Below are 22,443 nucleotides of genomic sequence, written 5' to 3' on the forward strand. Positions count from 1 at the left end.
TACACAGCGTAACCGTATTTGTCCGTACTCTTATCAAATCCCCATTGCCCTGGCGCGTGCAAGGGGTTTGTTGCAGAGGTAGATGCCCAGCAGGATCACCGCCCCGCCGATCAGCATGGGCAGGCTCAACGGTTCATCCAGCAGCAAGGCGCCGCAGATCACCGCGGTGAGGGGGTTAAGCGCTATAAATACGCCGGAACGTGTCGCGCCGATACGGCGGATGCCATCGTAATAGCCGATATAGGCCAGCGCCGAGCCAAGCACGCCGAGGTACGCCAGGCTCAGCCCCTGCGCAGTCTGCAGGCGACCCATTGCTTCAAGTGTAAAGCGGCCCATGATCAGCGTTGTGAGGGTGAGCATCAGGGTTCCCAGCAGTATCGACCAGGTGACCGTCTGCAGCGGCCCAAGGCTCTGGTTCAAGCCACGGGAACACAGTGAATAGATGCCCCACCCCACGACACACCCGAAGATGAGTAAATCCCCACGCCAGCTGCTGGTTGCTTCATTCAGCACGTGGGGATTGCGACTGACAATGACCACGGCGGCACCCGTCAGACACAGCAGGATCCCAGCGACGTTGCTGGCACCCAGGCGCTCCTTGAACAGCCAACGCGACGCCAGGCCGATCACCGCCGGGTTCAACGCCACGATCAATGAGGCTCGCGAAGCGTTGATGGACTGCAATCCGTAGAAGAAACACAGGTTGTAGAAAAAAATCCCGAAGAAACCCAGCATCCCCAGTTGCAGTAACTGTCTGGGGCTTGGGCGGGCCAGTGGGATGCGTGCCAAGCCCAGGAATCCCAGTAAGGCCAGGCTGGCCAGCGCGAACCGCAGGCTGGCCGCCAGCAAAGGGTCGACCGTCCCGCTCAGGTAGCGACCGGCCACGAAGGTGCCGCCCCAGATCATGGTGACAGCCGCCAACTTCATATAAGTGATGCGATCTGAGCTCGAATGCACGGGATAGGGCTCTCCTGGCTTGAAGGTGCCTGCATTGTTCTGGTAATACAGTGTCATCGTAAAATGAGTGATCACTCATGACCCTGACTCAACTTGAAATCTTCTCGCTGGTGGCCGAGCTGCAAGGCTTCACCAGCGCAGCCCATCGCCTCGGCATCAGCCAGTCGGCAGTGTCCCACGCGATCAAAGGCCTGGAACAGGAACTGGGGGTGGCGTTGTTCAGGCGCCACCAGGCCCAGGTCGAGCTGAGCGATATCGGCGCGCAGTTGCTGGGACGCGCTCGGGCGATGCTAGGCCTGGCAAACACCTTGCAACAGGAGGCCGCGGACGCCCGGGGCATGAAACGCGGGACACTGCGCATCGGCTCATTCGGCCCCACCTCCTCGACTTACTTGCTGCCGAAGATTCTCAACCGGTTCCGCGTGGCGTATCCGGGCATTGAGGTGCACGTGGATGAAGGGCCGGACAGACAAGTCATCCAATGGCTCGATGAACGCCGGGTTGATATTGGCTTTGTGGTGCTGGACCAGGAACGCTTCGACACTTTCCCACTGTTCGAGGACCAGATGGTGGCGCTGCTGCCGGCCGGTCACACGCTGGCTGGGCGCGAACACGTGAGCCTCAAGGACTTGTGCAACGACCCTTTCGCGCTGACCGAGGCTGGGTCAACTGAATTAGTGGTGCGCTTGTTCAACGAGGCGCGGCTGACCCCGAATGTGCGTTATCGCTGCTCGCAACTGCTGAGCACCTTGGAAACCGTCAGCCGGGGTGATGCGGTAAGCGTCGTGGCGCAGGCCTCGTTGCCGGCCGGCCATGATCCTCGCTACGTACAGCGCGTATTATCCCCGCGTGTGCCGCGCCAGGTTGGCCTCGCCGTACTGGACCGGCGTCAGTCTTCCCCGGCGACGCTCGCTTTTATCCGTATTGCCCAAGGTCTAGCGTTGTAGCGACGCATACTGGCCAAATGGTTAGGTACCGCGAGCTTATTTCGGTCGGGCCATCTATCATCGACTGAATCTGATTCCTGCAACAGGCCGTTCACCCCATGCCACTGACCATCAACGGCCCGCGAAAACGCGCCAGTCGTTACCTGATCACATCACTGAGTGCGCTGCTGCCGATTGCGCTCGGGGTCATCATCCTGCACTGGCAAGCCGAACGTACCTTGCAACAAAGTTCGGCCCAGACCGCGCAGGAGGCGGTGCGCCAATTCGACCTGATGCTCGACAACACCGCCCTCGCCGCCCAGGCCTTGCTGCCATTGGCGGGGCAACCCTGTGATAGCGGCGCACAGCTGGCGCTGCGCGAACAGGTCACTCGCAGGCCCTTTGTGCGTGCGACCACCCTGTCCTGGCAAAAAAACATCTATTGCAGCTCATTGTTCGGCAGCAACTACATGTCACCGGTCAACCCGGATGACTATGTGGCCGGCCAGTTATGGCTGATGAATGGCAACCCGGTGACCCCCGACACCGCGCTGCTGGTCTACCGGCTGGTTGACGGTGACAAGGCCGCTTTTGCTTCGATCGACGGCTATCACCTGACCAACGCCCTGCGCCTGATCAACCTATACGCCCATCTGGTACTGCAAGTTGGCCCGAATTGGCTGGGGACTGATGGCAAGGTGCGTGACACGGCGATGCCGGTATTTGCCGTGGCTAACGAGCACTTGGCGTCCGAACGCTATCACTACAGCGTCAACGCAGGCATGCCGGCGGGCGAAGTATGGCGCTACATGCAGGCCCGTTACCCGGCAATGTTCAGCCTGGTCGTGTTTTTTGGCGTGCTGGCGGGTTTTTTGGCCCACTGGCTGCAAAAGCGCTCCTCGGCACCGACTCAAGAATTGCAACGGGCGCTGGGTGCCAATGAGTTCATTCCGTATTTCCAGCCAGTGGTAAGGGGGGATACCCGCGAGTGGGCGGGATGTGAAGTACTGATGCGCTGGCAACATCCCAAAGAAGGCCTGGTGCGGCCCGACCTGTTTATTCCTCTGGCCGAGCACTCTGGCCTGATAGTCCCCATGACCCGTGCCCTGTTACGCCAGACCGCGGCACAACTGTCGCCCCACGCGTCGCGTTTCAGCCCTGGGTTTCATATCGGCGTCAACATCACCGCACGCCACTGCCAGGATTTGGCCTTGGTGGATGACTGCCGTGAGTTTCTCGCCGCCTTTCCCGTCGGCCAGGTCACCCTGGTGCTGGAGTTGACCGAGCGCGAGCTGATCGTGCCTACCGATATCACCCGCCGCCTGTTCGACGCCCTGCATCAACTGGGGGTGATGATCGCTATTGATGACTTTGGAACCGGCCACTCAAGCCTGGGCTATTTACGTAACTTCAATGTCGACTACTTGAAGATCGACCAGAGTTTTGTCGCCATGATCGGTGCGGATGCATTATCGCTGCATATTCTCGACAGCATCATTGAACTGTCCGGCAAACTCGACTTGGGCATCGTTGCAGAAGGTGTGGAAACGCCTGAACAGTCCGATTACCTGGCCGCCCAAGGCGTGGACTTCCTGCAGGGCTACCTGTTCGGAAAGCCATTGCCGTGCGACGAATTTATTCAATCACTGGTCAGCCATTGAATAGCCATGCACTACCTGCGCTGAAATAATTTTATTTAGCCAAAAGACATGATTTACTCGTAGCACATTAACTACTACAATTTTTTCAGCCTGTGCAGAACTCGCGAGACGGCTTCTTTCTTGAGTCGCCTTAAAGCGCTTGGCTTATAGCTTTGTCTGCAGTTGATATCAGCCAAACACACTATTGGAGTACCTATTTTGTCCAGACTCGCCGAATTTCGCGCAGCCGAAAAAGCCCTTCAAGAGCAGCTTGCCCAGCTGGAGTCCCTGAAAAACGACGCCGGCCTGAAGAAAGAAATCGAATTCGAAGAAAAGCTCCAGGGCCTGATGAAGACCTACGGCAAAAGCCTGCGTGACATCATTTCCATCCTTGATCCAAACCCGGGCAAGTCCAGCGCTGCTGCCGTCAGCGCACCAAAACAGCGCCGCGCCCGCGTGGTCAAGGTTTACCAGAACCCACACACTGGTGAGCTGATCGAAACCAAAGGCGGCAACCACCGTGGCCTCAAGGCCTGGAAAGAACAGTACGGCGCTGCCACTGTAGACTCCTGGCTTCGCGGCTGATCGCACTGCACTAACAAAGAGCCCCGCTTACGCGGGGCTTTTTTATTTCAACGGTTCGAAATCGAACTTAAATAACGTTTCATTATGTTCAGAACCGCCGGACATTACACACTTAAAGTTTGAGGCTATCGCGCACCGAACTGACTTCGTCCTTGCTGGCTTCGTACGCATCCGCCTGCCCTGCGTATGAAAAAACATACGCCTTATCGGCATCAACCGCGCCCACCAATGTTTGCGACAGCACGTGACGCCCGTTTTCGGTTATCACACACGTAGTTTCCAACGCGTCAAGATGACTCAATGTTGTAGGGCGCATCTTGCTGCACACACTTTGATAACCACCTTGGGCAAAATCTTTCTGGATGGACTTGCGCATCTCCAGCAGTACGCCTTGAAGATTAACCTTATGCCCCGCTTCAATCGGCGTACCCGTCAACTCCATCACCATCAAGGTCGCGCCATTTTCATCATTCTTTATCGCACGCTGTCGCGACACCGGCTGGGGTTTGGCAGGTGCGTCACCATCCGGGACAACCTCTTCAACCTGCCAGCCACTGGGCCAATGAATTTCGGGGTCGGCCGCCAGCACGAAGGAACTGCCCAACAGCACACACACAACGCTAAACAGCGGTTTACGAAATGCAATCATTGTGAAAAACACCCAAGGTTCAAGCGCCAAAGTTTGAGCCCCTGCGCCCATGTGTCGCAAGGCTTGCTTGGGCTTTTTCATTTGGCGCCTGGGGCGAGCCTTGCGTATCATGGTCCGGCTGCACGGACGCCAGCCGCAAGCCAAGGAACCGCTCACATTTCAGAGCCGCGTTTGCCCCATTTTTTCTGGAGGGCCCATGAGCCTGCACGAACTGAACACTTTCCCGGGCGTCACTGCCCAGCCGGACACCGCCACCACGAACTTCGTGTTCAACCACACCATGCTGCGGGTCAAGGACATCACCAAGTCGCTGGACTTCTACACCCGCGTCCTCGGTTTCTCCCTGGTTGAAAAGCGTGACTTTCCGGAAGCCGAATTCAGCCTGTACTTCCTGGCCCTGGTGGACAAGTCCCAGATTCCGGCCGACGCCGCCGAGCGTACCCAGTGGATGAAGTCGATCCCAGGTATCCTGGAACTGACCCACAACCATGGCACCGAAAACGACGCCGACTTTGCCTACCACAATGGTAATACCGACCCACGTGGTTTTGGTCACATCTGTATCTCGGTGCCGGATATCGTCGCTGCCTGCGAACGTTTCGAAGCCCTGGGCTGCGACTTCCAGAAACGCCTGACCGATGGCCGCATGAAAAGCCTGGCCTTCATCAAGGACCCGGACGCGTACTGGGTCGAGATTATCCAGCCCGCACCGCTATAACGAAAAAAACCCCATGATCGCTCATGGGGTTTTCATTGCGGCTTCGGATTTACGCCGGAACGGAAGTGCGGATCAGGTGATCGAAAGCACTCAGGGAAGCCTTGGCACCCTCGCCCACCGCAATCACGATCTGCTTGTACGGCACCGTCGTCACGTCGCCGGCGGCGAACACACCTGGCAGTGAAGTCTCACCACGCGCATCGACGATGATTTCGCCACGCGGCGTCAGCTCCACGGTGCCTTTGAGCCAGTCGGTGTTGGGCAGCAAACCGATCTGTACGAAGATACCTTCCAGGTCAATGGTCTTGAACTCGCCGCTGTCGCGATCCTTGTACGCCAGGCCGGTGACTTTCTGGCCATCACCTTTCACTTCGCTGGTCAGCGCGCTGGTGATCACGTCAACGTTGGGCAGGCTGTAGAGCTTGCGTTGCAACACGGCGTCGGCGCGCAACTTGCTGTCGAACTCAAGCAAGGTGACATGGCTGACGATGCCGGCCAGGTCGATGGCCGCTTCAACGCCGGAGTTACCACCGCCGATCACCGCTACACGCTTGCCCTTGAACAGCGGGCCGTCGCAGTGCGGGCAGAAGCACACGCCTTTGGCCTTGTATTCCTGCTCGCCCGGCACACCCATTTCGCGCCAGCGGGCGCCGGTGGCCAGGATCACAGTCTTGGACTTGAGGGTCGCACCGCTTTCGAAACGAATTTCGTGCAGGTCACCGGCGTTTTTCGCCGGCACCAGGCTGCTGGCGCGCTGCAGGTTCATGATGTCCACGTCGTACTGGCGTACATGGGCTTCCAGGGCGCTGGCCAGTTTTGGGCCTTCGGTTTCCTGCACCGAGATGAAGTTCTCGATGGACATGGTGTCCAGCACCTGGCCACCAAAACGCTCGGCAGCGACGCCGGTACGAATGCCTTTACGTGCGGCATAGATGGCCGCCGAAGAACCGGCTGGACCACCACCGACGACAAGCACATCAAAGGCGTCTTTGGCGCTGATTTTCTCGGCGGCTTTTTCGATCCCGCTGGTGTCGAGCTTGGCGAGAATTTCTTCCAGGCCCATGCGGCCCTGGCCGAAGTTCACACCGTTCAAGTAAACGCTGGGCACCGCCATGATCTGACGTTCGTCGACTTCAGCCTGGAACAGCGCGCCGTCGATGGCGACGTGGCGAATGTTCGGGTTGAGCACGGCCATCAGGTTGAGCGCCTGGACCACGTCCGGGCAGTTCTGGCAGGACAGCGAAAAGTAGGTCTCGAAGCTGAACTCGCCTTTAAGGGCGCGGATCTGTTCAATCACTTCGACACTGGCCTTCGACGGGTGGCCACCGACTTGCAGCAGGGCCAGAACCAACGAAGTGAATTCATGGCCCATGGGGATGCCGGCAAAACGCAGGCTGATCTCGGCACCCGGGCGGTTGATGGAGAACGACGGCTTACGCGCATCATCACCATCGGTTTTCAGGGTAATCAGCGTCGTGAGGCTGACAACATCCTGCAAAAGGGCAAGCATTTCCTGGGATTTCGCGCCGTCGTCGAGGGAGGCGACGATCTCGATCGGCTGGGTGACCCGTTCCAGGTATGACTTCAACTGAGCTTTAAGATTGGCGTCCAACATACGGGCGATTTCCTGTTTATTCGGTTTATTGCAGACAAAAAAACGCCCGAGCGAATCTCGCCCGGGCGTTTTGGGGGCGGATGCAGCTTACTTAAGTGCGGAATACCGCCCTTGAGACTTCACAGACTTAGATCTTGCCGACCAGGTCCAGGGACGGAGCCAGAGTAGCCTCGCCTTCTTTCCACTTGGCTGGGCACACTTCGCCCGGGTGGGCAGCGACGTATTGAGCCGCTTTGATTTTGCGCAGCAGCTCGGAAGCGTCACGGCCAACACCGCCGTCGTTCAGCTCAACAATCTTGATCTGACCTTCTGGGTTGATCACGAACGTACCGCGGTCTGCCAGGCCAGCTTCTTCGATCAGTACGTCGAAGTTGCGGGAGATGGTCAGGGTTGGGTCACCGATCATGGTGTACTGGATTTTGCCGATGGCTGGCGAAGTGTTGTGCCAAGCAGCGTGGGCAAAGTGGGTGTCGGTGGAAACGCTGTAGATTTCGACGCCCAGCTTCTGGAATTCGGCGTAGTTGTCAGCCAGGTCTTCCAGTTCGGTTGGGCAAACGAAGGTGAAGTCGGCTGGGTAGAAGAACACAACGGACCACTTGCCTTTCAGATCGGCGTCGGACACATCTACGAAGTTGCCGTTTTTGTAGGCGGTAGCTTTGAACGGTTTTACTTGGCTGTTGATGATAGGCATCGTTGACTCTCCGTCAGGTTTTGTAGAAGGGCTTAAAGTTGATGAAGTGAATCCTACCCACTCTCTGAGCCGATGGCTCATTGGCAAACCTGATGCTGACGATTGGTTTTCCCTATCAGGAAACTGTATTAATAGAAGAAATCTCAAAGTAGCGGTTGCGTCGCCAGGGTCATGCCAAGAAAGGGCGTCGCTTCAACATAGCGCATGGCGGATTTCATGTCGCTCCAGCCGACGTAACTCATCAACGACTTCAAATCCCAGCCGCTGCGATGGGCCCACGTGGCAAACCCACGACGCAATGAGTGGCTGGTGTATTGCTCGGCGGGAATCCCCGCACGCTCCAGCGCCTGGCGCAGCAATGGGATTACGCTGTTGGGGTGCAACCCCTCCTCCCCCAGGTTGCCCCAGCGATCGATGCCGCGAAATACCGGGCCACGCACCAACGCCGAGGCACTGAGCCACTCGTTGTAGGCCTGCACCGGGCACAGGCGTAACAGCGCCGGGGTGTGATAGGTCTTGCCGAGGTTGTCGCGGTCGCTTTTGCTGCGTGGCAGATACACGCTGATGCCCGCGCCGGGCGTGGCGTGAACATGCTCGATCTCGAGACGGCACAGCTCATCACTGCGAAACCCGCGCCAGAAGCCCAGCAGGATCAGTGCGGTGTCGCGCTTGGCGCGCAGTAGCCGAGGCAGGTCGTGGGCCGCGGCCTTTGCCTCGCTCTCAAGGGACGCCACCACCTGCTCCAGGTGCTTGAGCTGCAAAGGTTCGGCCTGTTTCTCCTGCGCCGGGTGCACGGCGCGAATACCCTTGAGCACTTTGCGCACCACCGGCGCCTTGGTCGGATCGGGAAAGCCCTGGCTCGTGTGCCACTGCGCTAAAGCCGAAAGCCGCAACTTCAGCGTGTTGACCGCCAATACCCCGGCATGCGCCACCAGATAACGCGCCACGCTGTCGCTGGTGGCGGGCAGGAACCCTCCCCAACTCACTTCGAAATGTTCGATGGCGGCGCGATAGCTGCGTCGCGTGTTATCGCGGGTGGCGGCATCGAGATAACGGTCCAGATCGCTCATGGGAGGCCTATTCGTACGGCTGGCAGGTGTTTGCGCGGTTTAAACGCATATTACACGGGATAATACGCCAATATCCCATCTGTTAAATCATGAATTCAAACCATTTTTTGTTCATGATATGATACGTATATACATACTATGTACCACAATACGAAATCGATGGAGACCCCATGGCTCGCGGCGGCATTAACAAAGCAGTAGTTCAAACGGCGCGCTTGGCAATCCTCGCCCGCGGCGAAAACCCCAGCATCGACGCCGTACGCATCGAAATGGGCAACACGGGCTCGAAAACCACGATTCATCGCTATCTGAAGGAGCTCGACGAGAGCGAGACCCGTGCCACCATTACCGAGGCGCCTATCGACGACGAGCTTGGCGAGTTAGTGGCGCGCCTGGCGCAACGATTAAAGGAAAAAGCCCAGGAGCCCATCGACCTGGCCATGGCGCAGTTCGAGCAACAGAAAGCCGCCCTGCTCACCCAGGTCGAAGCCCTTGAAGAGGCCCACAGCCAGCTCAAGCAACAATTTGATATCCAGGCCGCCGCCCTTGCAGAGGAAAGCGCCGCGCTGCAAACCGCCAGCACCAGCCTGCAGACCGAACAAACCCGTAACGCCGGGCTGAGCCAGGCGTGCAGTGATTACGAGTTAAGGATCAGCGACAAGGACGAGCAGATTCGCTCACTGGAAGAAAAGCATTTACACGCCCGGGATGCCTTGGAGCATTACCGCCATGCAATCAAGGAGCAGCGTGAGCAGGAACAGCGTCGCCACGAAGGTCAACTGCAACAGGTCCAGGCTGAACTGCGCCAAGCGCAGCAGAGCGCCATGGTGCGCCAGGATGAAATCACCCAGCTGCATCGCGACAATGAGCGACTGTTGATTGAGCATCGAGTGGCATCGAAAGCGTTGACGGCGCTACAGGAACAATCCCGCAAAGATCAGGCCCAGCTGCTCAAGCTGAATGAACAAGTGGGCCTGATTGACAGCGAACGCACCCTGCTGCAGGAGCGCCTGCGCGTTGCCGTGCTGGAGAGCCAGTCACGCCAGGCAGCATTGGCGGAACACCAGCACGCCAACAAAACCTTGGAATTGGACCTGATCAAGGCCCAGGCCAGTCTTGAAGCATTGCGCCTGGCGGCCGCCGTTGCGACGGCGCCAGAGGCAACGCCCGAGGATTGATCAGTCGGCCACAGGCGTGCGCATGGTGACAAACTCTTCCGCCGCCGTGGGGTGTACGCCGATGGTGTCATCGAAATGCTGCTTGGTCGCACCCGCTTTGAGTGCGATCGCCAGGCCCTGGACGATTTCACCCGCGTCTGGACCGACCATGTGGCAACCCAACACTTGATCGGTATCGGCGTCCACTACCAGCTTCATCAGGGTCTTTTCCTGGCACTCGGTCAGGGTCAGCTTCATCGGCCGGAAACGGCTTTCAAAGATCTGCACCTTGTGGCCCTTCTCTTTCGCTTCTTCCTCGGTGAGGCCTACGGTGCCAATGTTCGGCAGGCTAAACACCGCGGTCGGGATCATCGCATAGTCGACCGGGCGATACTGCTCAGGCTTGAACAGCCGGCGCGCCACGGCCATGCCCTCGGCCAGGGCCACCGGCGTCAGTTGCACGCGACCGATCACATCGCCAATGGCCAGGATTGATGCATCGGCGGTCTGGTACTGGTCATCCACCTCAATGAAGCCGCGCTTGTCGAGTTTGACGCCGGTATTCTCCAGCCCCAGGTTGTCCAGCATCGGACGCCGCCCGGTGGCGTAGAACACACAGTCGGCCTCCAGCACGCGGCCGTCCTTCAAAGTCGCCTTGAGGCTGCCGTCGGCCTGCTTGTCGATACGCTCGATATCGGCATTGAATTGCAGATCCAGGCCACGCTTGGTCAGCTCTTCTTTCAGGTGCGTGCGCACCGAACCGTCGAAACCGCGCAGGAACAGATCACCGCGATACAGCAGCGTGGTTTGCGCGCCCAGGCCATGGAAGATTCCTGCGAACTCCACGGCAATGTAACCACCCCCGACGACCAGTACGCGCTTCGGCAATTCCTTGAGGAAGAACGCCTCATTGGAGCCAATGGCATGTTCATGCCCCGGAATCTCCGGAATTTGCGGCCAGCCACCCGTCGCAATCAGAACATGCTTGGCGGTGAAGCGCTCGCCATTGATCTCGACCTGATGCGCATCGACCAGCCGCGCATGCCCTTCGTGCAACGTCACGCCGCTGTTGACCAGCAAGTTGCGGTAGATGCCATTGAGGCGGTTGATCTCACGATCCTTGTTGGCGATCAGGGTGGCCCAATCAAAATTCGCCTCACCCAGGGACCAGCCAAACCCACTGGCCTGCTCAAAGTCTTCGGCGAAATGTGCGCCGTACACCAGCAGCTTTTTCGGTACGCAGCCGACGTTGACGCAGGTGCCGCCCAGGTAACGGCTTTCCGCCACAGCCACCTTGGCTCCAAAGCCCGCGGCAAAACGGGCCGCACGAACACCGCCGGAACCGGCGCCAATCACATACAGGTCAAAATCGTAGGCCATTTCACTCTCCTCGGCAGGCAATCAGCATACCGACTTACATGGGGCTGAAAAACGAAAAAGCCACCCTAAGGTGGCTTTTTTAGAACAGGCTGCTTATTGGGTTAATCAGTAAGCCTTGCCAGTCTTGTAGAAGTGTTCGTAGCAGAAGTTGGTCGCCTCGATGTAGCCTTCAGCGCCGCCGCAGTCGAAACGCTGGCCCTTGAACTTGTAGGCAATCACGCAACCGTCTTTGGCTTGCTTGAGCAGGGCGTCGGTGATTTGGATTTCGCCGCCCTTGCCTGGCTCGGTTTCTTCGATCAACTTGAAGATATCCGGGGTCAGGATGTAACGACCAATGATTGCCAGGTTGGAAGGTGCATCTTCCGGTGCTGGTTTTTCAACCATGTCACGTACGCGGATCAGGCCATCGCCAATGTCGTCGCCGGCGATAACGCCGTACTTGTTGGTTTCAGTCGGGTTCACTTCCATCACCGCAACGATGGTGCAACGGTATTTCTGGTACAGCTTGACCATCTGGGTCAGCACACCATCGCCTTCCAGGTTCACACACAGGTCATCCGCCAGTACCACGGCGAACGGCTCGTCACCGATCAGCGGGCGACCGGTCAGGATGGCGTGGCCAAGGCCTTTCATCTGGGTCTGACGCGTGTAGGAGAACGAGCACTCGTCCAGCAGTTTGCGGATGCCGACCAGGTATTTTTCCTTGTCGGTGCCCTTGATCTGGTTTTCCAGCTCGTAGCTGATGTCGAAGTGGTCTTCCAGCGCGCGCTTACCACGGCCAGTGACGATGGAGATCTCGTTCAGACCGGCATCCAGGGCCTCTTCGACGCCGTACTGAATCAGTGGCTTGTTCACCACCGGCAGCATCTCTTTGGGCATGGCTTTGGTCGCTGGCAGGAAGCGAGTGCCGTAACCGGCTGCTGGGAACAAGCATTTCTTGATCATATAAGTCCTTACAAAGGGCTGTGCGTACGGAATTCGGCGCAGTCTAATCAGGCCGCAGTCACCTTACAATGGGTCCTGCTGGCGTTGCGATGTCATCATAGAGAAAAAATCTCAGCGTAAGTTCCGCTGATCTTACGAGGCGCATGCTCACCGCCTCGGCGAAAGACGCTTGCCCCTCAATGTATCAAAGGGCTGCACCCTTTTTAGCACGCTTTTGCAACCGGAACACTGACTTGGAATAACGTGCGCTGGATTGCGGTATTTGGCGCTATCATAAGGGCCTTGAACCACACCACGAGATATTTGATAGATGTCAGAACCAAAAGGCGTGAACGGCTACCTGATCACACAGCGAGCGGACGGTTGGCATTTGATCAACTTCCACGGCGACAGCGTCGCCGGCGCATTTCCGAGCGAAAGCCAGGCTATCGCCGTAGCTGAAGTGTTCGTGGATGAAGCGGGGCATGCATCGAGCAAACGGCCGAAAGGCAAGTAAACCTTGCAGGCTGCGCGAAAAAGCCCCGATTAACGGGGCTTTTTCGTGCTCGGAACCGTAACCTCATTGATACCGATCTCGGTAAAACTCTTCCCACCGAATTGAATTATTTTTTATTGATACCTCTATAAGCTGCTCGACTGGCATGCCTTCTGGGGGCCACTGTATGCCAGGGGGCCATGCTGGGGGCCGAACTGGGGGCCAGTCCAATTGTTGGGGCCACTCTGCGGGCCGAGCTGGGCATTCGGTCCTCGGTGGCTCGGGAGCAACTACGGGCGGCTGCCATTTAGTGACGTCAACGACGAACAAGTGCTTTAGAGAGGATGGGTACTTAGATCTATAGTTTGAGGCGCCTAACATCGCGATCATCGAGTTGCGAACAACTCTGCTATCAACGTTATTTTCGCTTGTCGGCGCTTCGTACGTTGCCACTCCACCTACTAATGACACAAGTTCGTACGCTTCTCCGGCGCTATATTTCACTACACGCGTCACTTCACTAGCATTTCCCTCGCAAAATTCCTCTGGGATGTACGACACTTTAACTGTATCCATTTCGCTCATGATAGCGCCTCCCGGCTCATTCCCATCGTCTCAAGCATCCGACCGATACCGCACGTCACGCGCGTAAACGTTCTACTCGCTTCCCTTGAATGCCCGCGCTTTCTACCTGGTTCGTTTGCCCGCATCGTTACGTTGTCCGCTGGTCGTCAGACGTTGCTCACCTGCACCGCTAAGCGTCAGGAATAACGTTCCGACCAGTGAGTGCCATTGTGAATTAACCGGGAATTGACTGAGTACTGTGAGAAATACTAGTTTTTTAGACCCATTCGGAATCTACAAACGCAGCGTAACTCTCAGTCTCTATTTGCCGCTGAGACAAAAACACCGTCCAACACGACTCGCCCGCTCACATCCGTTAAACTTTCGACCGAATCAATGCAAAAATGCCGCGCAAACCCTAGGTTTACTCGGCATTCGTCTTTTTGGGGAAGTCTTTCATGAAACGCGAACACGTCATGGCTCGCCAGGCCGAAGGCCAGATAACGGCCACTCACATCATCCAGAGCCCGGCCGATCTTGGGGAGTGGATCGTATTCTTCAAGAAAAGCGGTGGCCGCAGTTTTTTCCTGGTGGACGATCAGGACGAGGTTGAGTCTTTCCCTCGCCTGGATGATCTGGTGGAGACTATTCGTGGATTAGGCATCAAGTTTGCCGATATTCAAATGTAGGCGTAATGCTTACTTGCAGACCACGACTACACTGCGACCTTTGTAGTTGCCTACGTCTTGGCCCAAGGTCTTTTCACTTTCCTTGAGTGCAGGCGTGCCTTCGGTGCCGACGATACGGTAACCGGTGCCTGCACAGGAGGCGTCGGCCTTTTCATAGCAACTGGCCCAGGAATTGGCCTCGCCGGAACAATCAATAGTCAGCCCTTGTTCGCCGTTTTTCAGGTAGACGTCAGAGGTGGTCGTGCAGCCGCCGAGTGCCATTACCGCAATCAGTGCAAGAATCTTGTTCATATAGGTTCATCGTCGTAGGAATTGGAAAGAGCGCTGACACTGTCGTGGGGCGTTTGGTCGAGATTATAGCGAACTGCCATCTACGTACACACAGCCATGAAAAAAGCCCGGCCCCGCAATCATGGGACCAGGCTTTTTATCGGATTCGAAGTCGCAGGGTGAACGGGCGTTATCAGCCGGAAATGCAGTCCTCGCCAGCCTTCTTCACGTCACCCGGACGGATCGGCACGTTAGACATGCTCTCGTAGAGCTTGATACTGCTACCACTGGAGCGTTCATCAATTTCGAAAATCGCTGATGGATCGGCCGAAAACTTTTGCGGCACAATCACCTGCACACCACCTTCCTTATGCGGTTCGATCTGCGGTGGCCGACGGGTTGCCGACAGTTTCTGCACCACACATGCGGCGTATTCCTGTGGCTTCTTCCCGGAAATAACCGCCAAGGTCGGAGGGGTCTGCTTGATATCTGCAACCGAAGCACACCCACCAATCGCCAGGGCCAGAACCAACACACTCCACTTCATACTAAAACCTCCGATAAAGATCCTACGACAGCGGGAATGGTAATTTTCTCCCGCCCACGTAGGATTTATCCGTGATAACTCGGTAAATAACTGTTTTAAATTGTCGACGTCGTTGAAGACGGGCCGATAATAAACGTGCTGGGGCTGATAAACTCCATCTTAACCTACGTATCGTTCTGATTTTTCAGAAAAAGCCCTTCTGGAGCCCCTACCCATGAAATTCATCCATCAGCGTGAGCACCTCAACGAGGGCGACATTGTCGTCATCGAATGCTCGCAAACTTGTAATATCCGTCTGATGAGCGATGCGAATTTTCGCAGTTTCAAGAATGGCGGCCGTCACACCTATCACGGCGGCGCCTTCGACAAGTTCCCGGCCAAAATAACCGCCCCGAGCACCGGGTTCTGGAACATCACCCTGGACGTGGTCACGCGCCGCGCAATCAGCGTGACCCGCAAACCCGCGTTGTCCCACAAGATCCGCATTGTGCGGCGCACCAGCTCCAAGCTGAGCTGATCCGCACACTTCACAGGAAATAGCCGTGACCACCACAAAATACGTAATCAAGTACAAGCTCAACGGCGAACGCCGCTTTGAGTTCGCCCAACTGCAGACCAACAGCGTGGAAGAAGCCAAGCAAGCCCTGGAGAAAATTCACGATGCCAGTGATGAAATCACCGACATCAATGTGAGCAAGGCGCTGTAAGCCAATGCCCGGCCCCACCGCCGACCTGTTCGCCGACGACGCCCTGCAGCAACCCGCAGGGCGTGAGCAAATTGGCGAACAGTCCTACGTATTACGGGGCCTAGCCCTACCCTGGGTTGAACGCATTCTGCCGGAATTGCGACGGGTGCTGGCTCAGTCACCGTTTCGGCAAATGGTGACACCTGGCGGTTTTACCATGTCGGCGGCATTGAGCAGTTGCGGCGATCTGGGCTGGACCACCGACACGTCCGGTTACCGCTACTCGCCAGTCGACCCGCGCAGCCAACAGCCGTGGCCACAAATGCCAGAGGTGTTGCGTCAATTGGCGGTGCAGGCGGCGGCACAGGCCGGCTTTTTCGACTTTGCTCCCGACGCCTGCCTGATCAACCGCTATGTGCCCGGCGCAAAAATGTCCCTGCACCAGGACAAAAACGAGCGTCGCTATAGCGAGCCGGTTGTATCAATATCGCTTGGCCTACCGGCGATCTTCCTGTTTGGCGGACATGAACGCAGTGACAAACCCCGGAAAGTCTCGCTGTTTCATGGTGATGTGGTGGTCTGGGGCGGCGTGGATCGCCTGCGCTTCCACGGGGTGATGCCGATCAAGGACGGCGTGCATCCGATCATGGGGCCGCAACGCATCAACCTCACGTTTCGCACTGCCGGTTGATTTGACCGCAAGCTTCGGAGTGTCCAGATGCGCACGGCGCAATTAATCTGGCCAACGATCCGTCAAGAGTGCCGACCATGATGACTGAACAAGACCCGCGCTGGGCAGCGATCCTGGCCCGCGATCCCAAGGCCGATGCGCTGTTTGTCTACGGCGTAAAGACCACCGGTGTGTACTGTCGCCCCAGCAGTGCCTCACGTTTGCCGCGCCCGGAAAACATCGAATTTTTCGACACCGCGGCGCAGGCCGAAGCTGCAGGTTATCGCGCCAGCAAACGCGCAGCCGGGGACCAGACGCAGTTGGTTGCGCACCACGCGCAACTGGTAGCCGACGCTTGCCGACGTATCGAACAGGCTGACACCCCGCCCAGCCTGAACGCGCTGGCCATGCAAGCCAATCTCAGTCCCTTCCACTTCCACCGCGTGTTCAAAGCCGTCACGGGATTGACGCCCAAGGGCTACGCCAGCGCCCATCGCTCACGCAAGGTGCGCGATGGGCTCAAAGCCTCGCACTCGGTGACGGAGGCTTTGTATGACGCGGGTTTCAACTCCAACAGCCGCTTTTATGAATCGGCTGACCAGCTTCTCGGTATGAAGCCCAGTGATTACAAGGCTGGCGGTACCAACACTGCGATTCTGTTTGCGGTCGGTCAATGCACGCTGGGGGCGATCCTGGTGGCGCAAAGTGCCCGTGGTGTGTGCGCAATTCTGCTGGGGGACGATCCCGACCAATTGGTACGCGATCTGCAGGACCAGTTTCCCAAGGCCGAACTGGTAGGCGCCGACCAGCGCTTCGAACAGTGTGTGGCACAGGTCGTGGGGTTTATCGAAGCACCTGCGCTCGGCCTGGACCTGCCCCTGGATCTGCGCGGCACGGCCTTTCAGGAACGGGTGTGGCAAGCCTTGCGCGACATTCCACCGGGAAGCACGGCCAGCTACGCGCAAGTCGCCGCACGAATCGGCGCGCCGAAGTCTTTCCGCGCAGTCGCTCAGGCATGCGGCGCGAACAGCCTTGCGGTCGCCATTCCTTGCCACCGCGTGGTACGCAGTAATGGCGATCTGTCGGGATACCGCTGGGGTGTGGAACGCAAGCAGCAGTTGCTCGCTCGGGAGCAGTTGCCGAAGGCCTAGCGAGTGCTTTCTCTTTGGAAACCCACGCAACCCACATTGATAAGCGGATTCATGCGGTGCGGGGTGACGCTCTCAACGGGTGGCACACCACGAAACGTTCCGTTCGTCCAGTGAATAAAACAGAGTGGCCGGGTGTTGTGAGCCCTGTTAAAACAGCCAAAAGCCTCATTAACGCTGGAGAGACATCCCATGAGCACCTGGCCCGACACCCGCATTATCGACCTGCTGGGGATCGAACTGCCCATCATCCAGGCGCCCATGGCCGTGGGCACTACCACCGCCATGGTCATCGAGGCCAGTAAAGCCGGGGCGCTGGGCTCATTACCGGCTGCAGCACTGAGTCTCGCGCAACTGCGCGAAGCGTTGGTCACGGTCCGTGAGGCCAGCCCACGTCCGATCAATGTGAATTTCTTCTGCCACCAACCGCCAGCACCCGACGCCGCGCGTGACCGCCACTGGAAGGACCTGCTGGAACCCTACTACCGCGAACTGGGTGCCGATTTTGAGGCGCCAACACCCGTGTCCAACCGCGAGCCGTTCAACGAAGCGGCTTGCCAGTTCATCGAAGAATTGCGACCCGAGGTCGTCAGTTTTCACTTCGGCCTACCGGAAAAAGCTTTGCTCGACCGGGTAAAAGCCACGGGCGCGAAAGTGCTGTCCTCGGCCACCACCGTGGAAGAAGCGATCTGGCTGGAGCAGCACGGCTGCGATGCAATTATCGCCATGGGCAGTGAAGCGGGCGGGCATCGTGGCTTGTTTCTCAGCGATGATCTCAACACCCAGATCGGCCTGTTCGCCTTGCTGCCACAAGTCGTTGACGCCGTAAGCGTGCCGGTGATTGCCGCCGGGGGTATCGGTGATGCGCGCGGGATTGTGGCGGCCTTTGCCCTGGGTGCTTCGGCGGTGCAAATCGGCACGGCTTACCTGTTTACCCCTGAAGCCAATGTCACCCCTTCGCACCACCACGCATTGCGCCATGCCCAGGCCAGCGAGACCGCACTGACCAACCTGTTCACCGGTCGCCCGGCACGAGGCATCGTCAACCGGGTCATGCGTGAGCTGGGTCCAATCAACCCCGCGGCTCCCGCATTCCCTACCGCCGGTGGTGCACTGATTCCGCTCAAAGCCAAGGACGAAGCAGGCTTCAGCAACCTCTGGTCCGGCCAGGCGCTGCGCCTGGGCAGAGACACCACCACCTACGCGCTGACGCGCGAACTGGCGGAGCAGGCGCTGGCCAAAATCACCTCATAGAACCTGCTCCCGCGGCAACTTTGCACTGTACCGGCAATGGCCAACCGCTATATATTCCCATACATAGCGGTTACACCTTCGACCCATAACGCGCCGTACACCCTCAGAGGAGCTGCTTCATGAAGATTCACGCCTCACGCCTGGCGGTCCTGGTCGCTGCCCTCGCCTTCGGTTCGGCGCATGCCGATGAAGTGCAGGTGGCCGTGGCCGCCAACTTCACCGCACCGATCCAAGCGATTGCCGCCGACTTCGAAAAAGACACCGGTCACACACTGGTCGCCGCCTACGGTGCCACCGGCCAGTTCTACACCCAAATCAAGAATGGCGCGCCGTTCGAAGTATTCCTGAGCGCTGACGACACTACGCCTCAAAAGCTTGAAGCCGAAGGTGACGCCGTCAAAGGCTCACGCTTTACCTACGCCGTCGGCACCCTGGCGCTGTGGTCGGCCAAGGAAGGTTACGTCGACGCCAAAGGCGACGTGCTGAAGAAAAACGAGTTCAAGCACCTGTCGATTGCCAACCCCAAAGCCGCGCCCTACGGCCTCGCTGCCACCCAAGTGCTGGCCAAGGAAGGTCTGACCGAGAAGGTCAAAGACAAGATCGTCGAAGGCCAGAACATCACCCAGGCCTACCAATTCGTGTCCACCGGCAACGCCGAGCTGGGCTTTGTCGCCTTGTCGCAGATCTATAAAGACGGCAAAGTCAGCAGCGGTTCGGCGTGGATCGTTCCCGCCGCCCTGCACGACCCGATCAAACAAGACGCGGTGATCCTCAACAAGGGCAAGGACAGCGCCGCTGCCAAGGCGTTGGTCGACTACCTGAAGGGGCCTAAAGCCGCTGCTGTCATCCAGTCCTATGGTTACGAGCTGGCCAAGTAAATGCCGTTATCGAGTGCCGATTTTTCCGCCATCTGGTTGACTGTCCAACTGGCCTCCCTGACCACGCTGATCCTGCTGGTCATCGGCACTCCGATCGCCCTGTGGCTGTCGCGCACCCGCTCCTGGTGGCGCGGTCCCATCGGCGCTGTCGTTGCCCTGCCGTTGGTGTTGCCACCGACGGTGATCGGCTTCTACCTGCTGCTGACCATGGGCCCGAATGGCTACGTCGGCCAGCTCACCCAATGGCTGGGCCTGGGCACCCTCACCTTCAGCTTCGCCGGGCTGGTCGTCGGCTCGGTGATCTATTCCATGCCGTTCGTGGTGCAACCCTTGCAGAACGCGTTCTCCGCCATCGGCACACGCCCGCTGGAAGTGGCCGCGACCTTGCGCGCCAATCCGTGGGACACGTTTTTCACGGTGATTTTGCCCTTGGCGCGACCAGGGTTTATCACCGCCTCCATCCTGGGTTTCGCGCACACCGTCGGTGAATTCGGCGTGGTGCTGATGATCGGCGGCAATATTCCGGACAAGACCCGGGTGGTGTCCGTGCAGATCTATGACCATGTTGAAGCCATGGAATATGCCCAGGCTCACTGGTTGGCCGGTTCCATGGTGGTGTTCGCGTTCCTGGTGTTGCTGGCGCTCTATTCCAGCCGTAAAACCAAGATGGGCTGGAGTTGATGTCGATGATCGATGTACGCCTGTACCTCAAGTATTCGGCCTTTGCCCTGGATGTGGATCTGCATTTGCCTGGTCGCGGTGTGACTGCACTGTACGGGCATTCCGGTTCCGGCAAGACCACCTGCCTGCGTTGCATCGCCGGGCTGGAGCGTGCCGAAGACGGGTTTATCCAGATCAATGATGAAGTCTGGCAAGACAGCCGTAACGGGCTGTTCGTGCCTCCCCATAAACGCGCGCTGGGTTACGTCTTTCAGGAAGCCAGCCTGTTTGTGCATCTGTCGGTGCGGGCCAACCTGGAATTCGGCCTCAAACGTATTCCCCGCCAGCAGCGCCGTGTCGATATGGCCCAGGCCACCGAGTTACTCGGCATCGGCCACCTGCTTGATCGGCATCCCCAGCACCTTTCCGGCGGTGAGCGCCAACGCATTGGCATCGCCCGCGCGTTGCTCACCAGCCCCAGCTTGTTATTGATGGACGAACCCCTGGCCGCCCTCGACAGCCAGCGCAAAGGCGAAATCCTGCCGTACCTCGAACGCCTGCACGATGAGCTGGACATCCCGGTGCTGTACGTCAGCCATGCCCAGGATGAGGTGGCACGCCTGGCCGATCACATCGTCTTGCTCAGCGACGGCAAGGCCCTGGCCAGCGGGCCCATCGGCGAAACCCTGGCGCGGCTTGACCTGCCCCTGGCGCGGGGCGACGACGCGGGTGTAGTGATCGACGGCGCGGTCAGTGCCTATGACCCTCACTATCAGTTGCTCACCCTGCAACTGCCCGCCAGCGCCTTGCACATGCGCGTGGCCCATGCGCCGTTGGCGGTGGGCAAAGCGCTGCGTATCAAGGTGCAGGCGCGTGATGTCAGCCTCAGCCTGCAAGCCGAGGAACACAGCAGCATCCTCAACCGCCTGCCGGTAACGGTCACCCAGGAGATCTCCGCGGACAACAGCGCGCACGTGCTGGTGCGCCTGGACGCCTGTGGCACGCCGTTGCTGGCGCGCATCACGCGCTTCTCCCGCGACCAGCTGCAACTGCACCCTGGCCAGAGGCTGTGGGCACAGATCAAGGCCGTCGCAGTCTTGGCGTAAGCAACCTTTTGGCACGACCGCACACCGCTGCGGTCCATCAGACATACCGGCCTGATTTTTGCCAAGGAACCTGCCCCATGTCTGACTCTGCACTGCCCCGCGACCTGCATTACGTTGACGACACCCAGCCCGGCATCCGCCGTAAGACAGTACGGGGCAGGTTCCAATACTTCGACCCCCAGGGCGTGCGCATTACCGATGCCGAGGAGATCAAGCGCCTGAACGCCCTGGCGGTCCCGCCTGCGTACACCGACGTATGGATCTGCGCCGACCCGCGCGGGCATCTGCAAGCCACCGGCCGCGACGCCCGTGGCCGTAAGCAATACCGTTATCACCCACGCTGGCGCGAGGTGCGCGACAGTGACAAGTACTCCCGGTTGCAGGAGTTCGGCAACGCCCTGCCGAAATTGCGCAAGCAGTTGGAGGCAAAAATCGCCGAACCCGGCTTCACCCGTGGAAAAGTCTTGGCCACGGTGGTGATGCTGCTCGACGCCACACTGATCCGCGTCGGCAATACCCAGTATGCGCGGGACAACAAATCCTACGGGCTGACCACCCTGCGCACCCGCCATGTGGATGTGAAAGGCAGCGAAATCCAGTTCCAGTTTCGCGGCAAGAGTGGCGTGGAGCACCAGATCAGCGTCAAGGACCGCCGCTTGGCCACGGTGGTCAAGCGCTGCCTGGAATTGCCAGGGCAGAACCTGTTCCAGTACCTGGACGAGGATGGCGAGCGCCACACCGTCAGCTCCCACGACGTGAATGACTACCTGCACAGCCTCACTGGCGCCGACTTTACCGCCAAGGACTACCGCACCTGGGCCGGCACCGCCATGGCGCTGGCCGTGTTGCGGGAATTGGAGTGGCAGCCCGAGTCCGATGCCAAAAGGCACGTGGTGGCGATGGTCAAGGATGTCGCCAAGCAGCTGGGCAACACCCCGGCGGTGTGCCGCAAGTGTTACATCCACCCTGCGGTGCTGGAGCATTTCAGCCTCGGCGAACTCTCCAAACTGCCCAAGCCGCGGTTGCGCAAAGGGCTCAAGGCTGAAGAAGTGGCCTTGGCGATGTTCCTTGAGCAACTGGCGGCGGACTTGCCGAAAAAAGCCAAGACGGGTTAGGCTTGGCCTCCCTTCTGATCCGCAGGACGACCGCCGACGTGAACAACT

At 58.5% G+C, this 22,443-nt stretch carries 25 protein-coding genes; 16 read left to right on the top strand and 9 right to left on the bottom strand.

Translation table 11 applies throughout. From position 1 onward, the window contains the following. Nucleotides 1-33: 33 nt before the first annotated feature. Nucleotides 34-957, bottom strand: a complete 924-nt coding sequence (locus tag BMZ57_RS18065) for a DMT family transporter (RefSeq protein WP_031291342.1) — start codon at nucleotides 955-957, stop codon at nucleotides 34-36. 77 nt (nucleotides 958-1,034) lie between these two features. On the opposite strand from BMZ57_RS18065, the gene BMZ57_RS18070 reads away from it, so the two are divergent. The 3 genes from BMZ57_RS18070 to BMZ57_RS18080 all read left to right on the top strand — a co-directional run bounded on the left by BMZ57_RS18070 (nucleotide 1,035) and on the right by BMZ57_RS18080 (nucleotide 4,108). Continuing rightward, on the top strand, nucleotides 1,035-1,904 hold the full coding sequence (locus BMZ57_RS18070; RefSeq protein ID WP_010210369.1) for a LysR family transcriptional regulator: 870 nt from the start codon (nucleotides 1,035-1,037) through the stop codon (nucleotides 1,902-1,904). 98 nt (nucleotides 1,905-2,002) lie between these two features. Then, nucleotides 2,003-3,544, top strand: a complete 1,542-nt coding sequence (locus BMZ57_RS18075; RefSeq protein WP_044287222.1) for an EAL domain-containing protein — start codon at nucleotides 2,003-2,005, stop codon at nucleotides 3,542-3,544. A gap of 198 nt (nucleotides 3,545-3,742) precedes the next feature. Further along, nucleotides 3,743-4,108, top strand: coding sequence for a histone-like nucleoid-structuring protein, MvaT/MvaU family (locus BMZ57_RS18080; protein WP_021493114.1), 366 nt, complete (start codon nucleotides 3,743-3,745; stop codon nucleotides 4,106-4,108). Between the two features lie 112 nt (nucleotides 4,109-4,220). Here the strand turns inward: BMZ57_RS18080 and BMZ57_RS18085 are convergent, their stop codons facing one another. Next, nucleotides 4,221-4,757, bottom strand: a complete 537-nt coding sequence (locus BMZ57_RS18085) for a DUF4946 domain-containing protein (RefSeq protein ID WP_029529140.1) — start codon at nucleotides 4,755-4,757, stop codon at nucleotides 4,221-4,223. A 196-nt stretch (nucleotides 4,758-4,953) separates the two neighbouring features. Here BMZ57_RS18085 and gloA point away from each other — a divergent pair, with 196 nt between their 5' ends. Then, entirely contained in the window at nucleotides 4,954-5,475 is a 522-nt protein-coding gene (gene gloA / locus BMZ57_RS18090; RefSeq protein ID WP_010210364.1) for a lactoylglutathione lyase, read from the top strand. Between the two features lie 49 nt (nucleotides 5,476-5,524). On the opposite strand, the gene ahpF is transcribed toward gloA, so the two are convergent. From ahpF to BMZ57_RS18105, 3 genes are all read right to left on the bottom strand, one after another. Then, entirely contained in the window at nucleotides 5,525-7,090 is a 1,566-nt protein-coding gene (ahpF, locus tag BMZ57_RS18095) for an alkyl hydroperoxide reductase subunit F (protein WP_069673033.1), read from the bottom strand. 127 nt (nucleotides 7,091-7,217) lie between these two features. Beyond that, nucleotides 7,218-7,781: an alkyl hydroperoxide reductase subunit C gene (ahpC, locus tag BMZ57_RS18100; protein WP_010210361.1), complete on the bottom strand. Its 564-nt coding sequence runs from the start codon at nucleotides 7,779-7,781 to the stop codon at nucleotides 7,218-7,220. A 143-nt stretch (nucleotides 7,782-7,924) separates the two neighbouring features. After that, the gene (locus tag BMZ57_RS18105; RefSeq protein ID WP_021493111.1) at nucleotides 7,925-8,851 is read right to left on the bottom strand and encodes a site-specific integrase; all 927 of its coding nucleotides are present in this window, start codon (nucleotides 8,849-8,851) and stop codon (nucleotides 7,925-7,927) included. 170 nt (nucleotides 8,852-9,021) lie between these two features. On the opposite strand from BMZ57_RS18105, the gene BMZ57_RS18110 reads away from it, so the two are divergent. Then, nucleotides 9,022-10,029 (top strand): DNA-binding protein, encoded by a 1,008-nt coding sequence (locus tag BMZ57_RS18110; RefSeq protein ID WP_044287224.1) that lies wholly within the window; start codon nucleotides 9,022-9,024, stop codon nucleotides 10,027-10,029. On the opposite strand, the gene gorA is transcribed toward BMZ57_RS18110, so the two are convergent. Continuing rightward, the gene (gene gorA, locus BMZ57_RS18115; RefSeq protein ID WP_010210355.1) at nucleotides 10,030-11,388 is read right to left on the bottom strand and encodes a glutathione-disulfide reductase; all 1,359 of its coding nucleotides are present in this window, start codon (nucleotides 11,386-11,388) and stop codon (nucleotides 10,030-10,032) included. 105 nt (nucleotides 11,389-11,493) lie between these two features. After that, nucleotides 11,494-12,333 carry a UTP--glucose-1-phosphate uridylyltransferase GalU gene (galU, locus tag BMZ57_RS18120; protein ID WP_003173830.1) on the bottom strand — a complete coding sequence of 280 codons (840 nt, stop codon included), beginning with the start codon at nucleotides 12,331-12,333 and terminating at the stop codon, nucleotides 11,494-11,496. A 310-nt stretch (nucleotides 12,334-12,643) separates the two neighbouring features. On the opposite strand from galU, the gene BMZ57_RS18125 reads away from it, so the two are divergent. Together BMZ57_RS18125 and BMZ57_RS18130 are read left to right on the top strand one after the other, a co-directional pair. Then, nucleotides 12,644-12,829, top strand: a complete 186-nt coding sequence (locus BMZ57_RS18125) for a hypothetical protein (protein WP_010210353.1) — start codon at nucleotides 12,644-12,646, stop codon at nucleotides 12,827-12,829. Nucleotides 12,830-13,830: 1,001 nt separating this feature from the next. Next, entirely contained in the window at nucleotides 13,831-14,061 is a 231-nt protein-coding gene (locus BMZ57_RS18130) for a hypothetical protein (RefSeq protein WP_010210351.1), read from the top strand. Between the two features lie 9 nt (nucleotides 14,062-14,070). Here BMZ57_RS18130 and BMZ57_RS18135 read toward each other — a convergent pair whose 3' ends face one another. Both BMZ57_RS18135 and BMZ57_RS18140 read right to left on the bottom strand, forming a co-directional pair. Continuing rightward, nucleotides 14,071-14,352 carry a hypothetical protein gene (locus BMZ57_RS18135; RefSeq protein ID WP_044287226.1) on the bottom strand — a complete coding sequence of 94 codons (282 nt, stop codon included), beginning with the start codon at nucleotides 14,350-14,352 and terminating at the stop codon, nucleotides 14,071-14,073. Between the two features lie 172 nt (nucleotides 14,353-14,524). Then, on the bottom strand, nucleotides 14,525-14,878 hold the full coding sequence (locus BMZ57_RS18140) for a hypothetical protein (protein ID WP_010210349.1): 354 nt from the start codon (nucleotides 14,876-14,878) through the stop codon (nucleotides 14,525-14,527). Between the two features lie 214 nt (nucleotides 14,879-15,092). Here BMZ57_RS18140 and BMZ57_RS18145 point away from each other — a divergent pair, with 214 nt between their 5' ends. The 9 genes from BMZ57_RS18145 (at nucleotide 15,093) to BMZ57_RS18180 (ending at nucleotide 22,395) form a co-directional block, all read left to right on the top strand. Next, entirely contained in the window at nucleotides 15,093-15,395 is a 303-nt protein-coding gene (locus tag BMZ57_RS18145) for a DUF1883 domain-containing protein (RefSeq protein WP_003191319.1), read from the top strand. A gap of 25 nt (nucleotides 15,396-15,420) precedes the next feature. Further along, nucleotides 15,421-15,585: a hypothetical protein gene (locus BMZ57_RS29560; protein ID WP_010210344.1), complete on the top strand. Its 165-nt coding sequence runs from the start codon at nucleotides 15,421-15,423 to the stop codon at nucleotides 15,583-15,585. A 4-nt stretch (nucleotides 15,586-15,589) separates the two neighbouring features. Next, nucleotides 15,590-16,255 (top strand): DNA oxidative demethylase AlkB, encoded by a 666-nt coding sequence (gene alkB / locus BMZ57_RS18150; protein ID WP_069673032.1) that lies wholly within the window; start codon nucleotides 15,590-15,592, stop codon nucleotides 16,253-16,255. 77 nt (nucleotides 16,256-16,332) lie between these two features. Then, the gene (ada, locus tag BMZ57_RS18155) at nucleotides 16,333-17,385 is read left to right on the top strand and encodes a bifunctional DNA-binding transcriptional regulator/O6-methylguanine-DNA methyltransferase Ada (protein WP_010210342.1); all 1,053 of its coding nucleotides are present in this window, start codon (nucleotides 16,333-16,335) and stop codon (nucleotides 17,383-17,385) included. 189 nt (nucleotides 17,386-17,574) lie between these two features. Further along, on the top strand, nucleotides 17,575-18,636 hold the full coding sequence (locus BMZ57_RS18160) for an NAD(P)H-dependent flavin oxidoreductase (protein ID WP_069673031.1): 1,062 nt from the start codon (nucleotides 17,575-17,577) through the stop codon (nucleotides 18,634-18,636). A gap of 119 nt (nucleotides 18,637-18,755) precedes the next feature. Next, complete coding sequence (gene modA / locus BMZ57_RS18165) at nucleotides 18,756-19,514, top strand: molybdate ABC transporter substrate-binding protein (RefSeq protein ID WP_044287228.1); 759 nt, start codon at nucleotides 18,756-18,758, stop codon at nucleotides 19,512-19,514. Then, entirely contained in the window at nucleotides 19,515-20,195 is a 681-nt protein-coding gene (gene modB, locus BMZ57_RS18170) for a molybdate ABC transporter permease subunit (RefSeq protein WP_021493106.1), read from the top strand. A gap of 5 nt (nucleotides 20,196-20,200) precedes the next feature. Next, nucleotides 20,201-21,280, top strand: a complete 1,080-nt coding sequence (gene modC / locus BMZ57_RS18175) for a molybdenum ABC transporter ATP-binding protein (protein WP_069673107.1) — start codon at nucleotides 20,201-20,203, stop codon at nucleotides 21,278-21,280. A gap of 77 nt (nucleotides 21,281-21,357) precedes the next feature. After that, nucleotides 21,358-22,395 (top strand): DNA topoisomerase IB, encoded by a 1,038-nt coding sequence (locus BMZ57_RS18180; RefSeq protein ID WP_069673030.1) that lies wholly within the window; start codon nucleotides 21,358-21,360, stop codon nucleotides 22,393-22,395. Nucleotides 22,396-22,443: the final 48 nt, after the last annotated feature.

Source organism: Pseudomonas simiae, from assembly GCF_900111895.1.
GTDB lineage: Bacteria > Pseudomonadota > Gammaproteobacteria > Pseudomonadales > Pseudomonadaceae > Aquipseudomonas > Aquipseudomonas simiae.